A 4,961-nucleotide genomic window follows, 5' to 3' on the forward strand; every position below is an offset into this window, starting at 1 on the left:
TGGGTCCATCGCGAGCGAGCGCGCTCCTACAAAAAAACGCTGACCCACTGTAGGAGCGAGCTTGCTCGCGATGGTCGATAACGATAACGCGTGTTTTCTGGCTGAACGCGGCGCTCTTGGGTCCATCGCGAGCGAGCGCGCTCCTACAAAAAAACGCTGACCCACTGTAGGAGCGAGCTTGCTCGCGATGGTCGTTAACGATTACGCGTGTTTCCTGGCTAAACGCGGTGCTCTGGGGTTCATCGCGAGCGAGCTCGCTCCTACAAAAAAACGCTGACCCACTGTAGGGGCGAGCAACCTTCGGCCATTCAGGGCAAACCGTTGCAGCAATGCTTGAGGAAGCCACGGTGTTGCGCCAGGCGTTTGAAATACTCATCGACGGCGGGGTAGTCCGGACGCTCGATCGAGGTCATCAGCCAGCGGTTGACCGACAGGCCGATGACGATGTCGGCCAGGGTAAACTGCGGTCCGGCGACATACGCCTTGGTGGTCGCGAGTTGATGTTCGAGGATGCCCATTTTCTGGTTCCAACCACGGATGCCGACTTCAAGGCTATGCGGGTCCTGGAACTCCGGGTCCTTGCGCACCAGTGCCATGAATGCATAACTCCACGATGGATTGAGCTCGGTGGCTTGCCAGTCCATCCACTGTTCCACCCGGGCGCGTGCCGCCGGTTCAGTGGGCAGCAACTCGCTGTGATGGTGGTGGTGTTTGCCGGCCAGGTAACGGCAGATGGTGTTGGACTCCCACAGCACACCGGCTTCATCGATGATCACCGGCACCTTGGCGTTGGGATTGAACCGGAGGAACTCCGGGCTGTGGGTGGACGCGAAGCCGCTGCCCCAGTCCTCGCGTTCGTAGGCAATACCCAGTTCTTCGCAGGTCCACAGGACTTTTCTGACATTGATGGACGAGGCTTTGCCGAGAATCTTCAGTGCATGTTCCATTTGAGCAGCTCCATCGCGAATGGCGTGTTTGTAATTGTAGGAGTGGTCTGAAGGAAAGGGGTTTCACCAGGTTTCCGCAGGCTACGGTTTCTTGCTCCATTGCCTACAACTGCGCCAGAATCCGCCGGCTTGTGCGCCTGGTATCCGGACTCTATCGTTCCGTGTCGCTGCAAATTCAGCGATCGGGTTTCGCAGCCCGGGTATCTCTAGACGCAAAGCGTCCACTGTTCGTGATCGAATCACGTTATGGCGGCTGTGCGTGGGAGACCTTCGGGTCTACCGGGTTCTAGAGTCCCGGTCTGCGACCCGCGTACAGCTGCCACCCTTCGTATCGCAGCGAATCGTGGCAGCTCCATCACTCTAGGAGCATTGCCATGTTCAAACCCACGCCCAACCCCCCACGCAATCCCAGCCCCATGTTCTCCATCTCGCCAGGCATCAACAACGAAACGCTGTTGGCGCATGCCTGCGAATCACTGGCCTCGGCGAGCGTCATGACCAATGACTTTGCCGCTTTTCTGGAAGGTAGCCATCGCAACACGGCGCTGGCGATTGCACAGATCATCATGCTGGCCGAGCTGGCGGTGAATCGGGTGCTGGATAACCTTGATCCGCAAGATTGATTGCTGACTTGCAGCCGATCATTCCCACGCGCTGCACGGGAATGATCAAGGACAGGCTCAAGTACTCTCCCGCACCTTCAACTCAAACCCCATGTCCTGCACCGGCCTGGCCACGGTATTGCCGGCCATCAGCGTGAGCATCTGCTCCGCCGCACGTCGGCCGATGGCCTCGCGCGGGGTGTTGATGCTGCTCAGGCGCGGGACCATGTGTTCGGACATGGGCAAATCGTTGAAGCCGAGGATCGCCACCTGCTCGGGAATCTTGATGCCATTGCGCATGGCTTCGAGCAAGGCACCCTGGGCCAGGTCATCGTTGCCGAAGAAGATCGCATCGACATCGGGATGACTGGCGAGCAGTTGCAGGAACAGTTCTCCGCCCAGGCCGACTGAAGACGAGCGCGGCGTCAGCACTTCCAGGTCCGGGTCATACAAGCCGGCCTTTTGCAGGGCTTTGCGGAAGCCTTCGCCGCGCAGCAAGGTGCGTTGGTCCAGTTGCGCGCCGATGTAGGCCAGACGCTTGCGACCGCGGGACAGCAAGTGTTCGGCCGCCGTTTCGCCGGCCGCCAGTTGCGAAAAGCCAACGCAATTGAGTCCGGCCGCACTGTCCAGTTCCATCATGTACACGCAAGGAATATTGCTGGCTTCGATCATCCGCCGTGAACTTTCGGTGCGGTCGAAACCCGTCAGCAACAAACCACGCGGTTGATAGGCCATGTAGTTGCGCAGCAGGTTTTCTTCTTCATCGCGCGAATAGTGGAAGTTACCGATCAGCACTTCGAAGCCCTTGGGCCGCAAAACCTGATGAATGGCTTCCAGGGTGTCGATGAACAGCAGGTTGGACAGCGACGGCACCAAAACCACCACTGACTGGCTCTGGGCCGAGGCCAGGGCGCGGGCGGCAGGGTTGACGACGTAGTTGAGTTCCAGCGCCGCTTTCTGCACTTTTTCCACCAGTTCGGTGGCCACGGTGCTGACGCCACGCAGGGCGCGGGAGGCGGTAATCGGGCTGACGCCGGCCAGTCGGGCAACTTCGTTCAGGGTAGGGCGGCCAGTGGTGCGGGTATTTTTATCGTTCTTGGTTGTGTTCATCGACGGCTTGCCAAACAAAATTCAAGGCACTAAGGTAGCGCTGTCTCGATGCAGCTGCAAATGCGTGAGCGGGGGTTCGCCTGATCTTCGCTTTTTAGTGTTGGGACTTAACCTGCTGCAACCCACAAAATGACAAGAAAGGCGTCGGCAACTCCTGCTTTTGGTCTAGTGTCATAACTGGCAAAGGTAGCGCTGTCTGCGCGCTGAGGTGTTACATGAATCATCCCATCACCGCCCTGGTCATCATGGGCGTTGCCGGTTGCGGCAAGACGTGCGTCAGCGAGGCCCTGTGCCAACTGAGCGGCGCCACTGCCATTGAAGGCGACTCTTTCCACCCTGCCGCCAATATCGAAAAGATGAGCGCGGGAATCCCCCTGAACGACGAAGACCGCGCCGGCTGGCTCGACAGCCTGTGCGATGAACTGCGCCGTGTCGACGCCAAGGGTGAGCGACCGGTGCTGACCTGTTCGGCGCTCAAACACATCTATCGCGAACGCCTGCGCAGTGCCTTGCCGGGCCTGGGCTTCGTGTTCCTTGAACTGACCCCCGAAGTGGCCGCCGACCGTGTGTCCCATCGGCCGGGTCACTTCATGCCGTCGACCCTGATCGCCAGCCAGTTCGCCACCCTCGAATCGCCCAAGGGCGAGCCGTTGACCCTGGCGCTGGATGCTTCGACCCATAGCGTCGAGCAACTGGCTGCCCAGGCTCATGTCTGGTGGCTGGCGAACGGCCTGAAGCAGGCGGTATGAGTGTGCTTGCAAAGACAGCGCTGTCCCTTCGACTTTTGATCAACCCGCTTTAATAACAACAACAACCAGGAGACACCCCCAATGTTTGGCATGTCCCACGAGACGTTCCTGCTGCTCGATGCAGTGGTCACGGTGATCGGGCTTATCGTCCTGATCACCAAGTTCAAGTTCCACCCGTTCATTGCCCTGACCATTGCCGCCGCTTTCCTCGGGCTCACCTCCGGCATGCCGATCGGTACCATCATCAAGGCGTTCCAGGACGGCTTCGGTGGCGTACTCGGTTTTGTCGGCATCATCCTCGCGCTGGGCACGATGCTCGGCAAAATGATGGCCGAATCGGGCGGTGCGGATCAGATTGCGCAGACGTTGATCCGCGCCTTCGGCAAGGACAAGGTGCAGTGGGCGATGATGTTCGCCGCGTTCCTGGTCGGCATCCCGCTGTTCTTCGAAATCGGCTTCGTGTTGCTGATTCCGCTGGTGTTCATCGTGGCCCGCCGCACCGGCGTGTCGATCATCAAGATTGGTATTCCACTGCTGGCGGGTCTGTCCGCGGTACACGGCCTGGTGCCACCGCACCCGGGTCCGTTGCTGGCCATCGGCGTGTTCGGTGCCGACATCGGCAAGACCATTCTGTACGGCCTGATCGTTGCACTGCCGACCGCCATCATTGCCGGTCCGATCTTCGGTACGTTCATTGCCAAGCACATCCCCGGTCATCCGAATCAGGAGCTGGTGGATCAACTGGCGCGCGAGTCGGATTCCGCCGATCTGCCAAGTTTCGGCATCACCCTGGTCACCGTGCTGTCGCCGGTGTTCCTGATGCTGCTCAAGACCTTCGCCGATGTGGTGCTGCCGGATGGCAACTTCTTCCGCACCTTCATGGACCTGATCGGTCACCCGATCTCGGCGCTGCTGCTGGCGTTGCTGCTGTCGCTGTACACCTTCGGCCACAAGCAGGGCATCGGTTCCCAGCAGATCCTGAAATGGCTGGATGCGAGCCTGGCGCCGACCGCCGCGATCATCCTGATCATCGGTGCCGGTGGTGGCTTCAAGCAGATGCTGGTGACCAGCGGTGTGGGTGACGTGATCGGCCACATGGCGGTGGCCGCGCAGATCTCGCCGATCCTGCTGGCCTGGCTGGTGGCGGCGGTGATTCGTATCGCCACCGGTTCGGCAACCGTGGCGACCATTACCGGCGCCGGCATCGTGGTGCCGGTGGTGGGGATGATGCCGGGTGTGAACCGTGAGCTGCTGGTGCTGGCCACCGGTGCCGGTTCGTTGATCCTGTCTCACGTCAACGACGCCGGTTTCTGGCTGGTCAAGCAGTACTTCAACATGACCGTGGCGGAAACCTTCAAGACCTGGACCGCGATGGAAACCATCCTGTCGGTGGTGGGCCTGGGCTTTATCCTGCTGTTGTCGTTGTTCGTTTAAGCAACACCGCAAAACCCAATGTGGGAGGGGGGGGGGGGGGGGGGGGGGGGGGGGGGGGGGGGCGGGGGAGGAGGGTGGGGAAGAGGGAGAGGGAGGAGCAAAGACAACAACCCAACACA

At 60.2% G+C, this 4,961-nt stretch carries 5 protein-coding genes; 3 read left to right on the plus strand and 2 right to left on the minus strand.

Translation table 11 applies throughout. The features are described from left to right. Window positions 1-308 precede the first annotated feature (308 nt). Window positions 309-947 (minus strand): glutathione S-transferase family protein, encoded by a 639-nt coding sequence (locus ACCD00_RS30125; RefSeq protein WP_413428851.1) that lies wholly within the window; start codon window positions 945-947, stop codon window positions 309-311. Window positions 948-1,321: 374 nt separating this feature from the next. Between ACCD00_RS30125 and ACCD00_RS30130 the strand changes: the two genes are divergently transcribed. After that, entirely contained in the window at window positions 1,322-1,570 is a 249-nt protein-coding gene (locus ACCD00_RS30130) for a DUF6124 family protein (protein ID WP_057713571.1), read from the plus strand. Window positions 1,571-1,627: 57 nt separating this feature from the next. Here the strand turns inward: ACCD00_RS30130 and ACCD00_RS30135 are convergent, their stop codons facing one another. After that, the gene (locus ACCD00_RS30135; RefSeq protein ID WP_413428852.1) at window positions 1,628-2,659 is read right to left on the minus strand and encodes a LacI family DNA-binding transcriptional regulator; all 1,032 of its coding nucleotides are present in this window, start codon (window positions 2,657-2,659) and stop codon (window positions 1,628-1,630) included. A gap of 215 nt (window positions 2,660-2,874) precedes the next feature. Here ACCD00_RS30135 and ACCD00_RS30140 point away from each other — a divergent pair, with 215 nt between their 5' ends. Continuing rightward, on the plus strand, window positions 2,875-3,408 hold the full coding sequence (locus tag ACCD00_RS30140; RefSeq protein WP_322614611.1) for a gluconokinase: 534 nt from the start codon (window positions 2,875-2,877) through the stop codon (window positions 3,406-3,408). An 81-nt stretch (window positions 3,409-3,489) separates the two neighbouring features. Next, window positions 3,490-4,842 carry a GntP family permease gene (locus ACCD00_RS30145; RefSeq protein WP_413428853.1) on the plus strand — a complete coding sequence of 451 codons (1,353 nt, stop codon included), beginning with the start codon at window positions 3,490-3,492 and terminating at the stop codon, window positions 4,840-4,842. Window positions 4,843-4,961: the final 119 nt, after the last annotated feature.

This window comes from Pseudomonas sp. Pseusp3 (assembly GCF_047304225.1).
Classification (GTDB): domain Bacteria; phylum Pseudomonadota; class Gammaproteobacteria; order Pseudomonadales; family Pseudomonadaceae; genus Aquipseudomonas; species Aquipseudomonas fluorescens_CD.

Coding starts and splice junctions, on each gene's coding strand:
- ACCD00_RS30125 (WP_413428851.1), bottom strand. CDS start 947: ATGGAACATGCACTGAAGATTCTCGGCAAAGCCTCGTCCATCAATGTC.
- ACCD00_RS30130 (WP_057713571.1), top strand. CDS start 1,322: ATGTTCAAACCCACGCCCAACCCCCCACGCAATCCCAGCCCCATGTTC.
- ACCD00_RS30135 (WP_413428852.1), bottom strand. CDS start 2,659: ATGAACACAACCAAGAACGATAAAAATACCCGCACCACTGGCCGCCCT.
- ACCD00_RS30140 (WP_322614611.1), top strand. CDS start 2,875: ATGAATCATCCCATCACCGCCCTGGTCATCATGGGCGTTGCCGGTTGC.
- ACCD00_RS30145 (WP_413428853.1), top strand. CDS start 3,490: ATGTTTGGCATGTCCCACGAGACGTTCCTGCTGCTCGATGCAGTGGTC.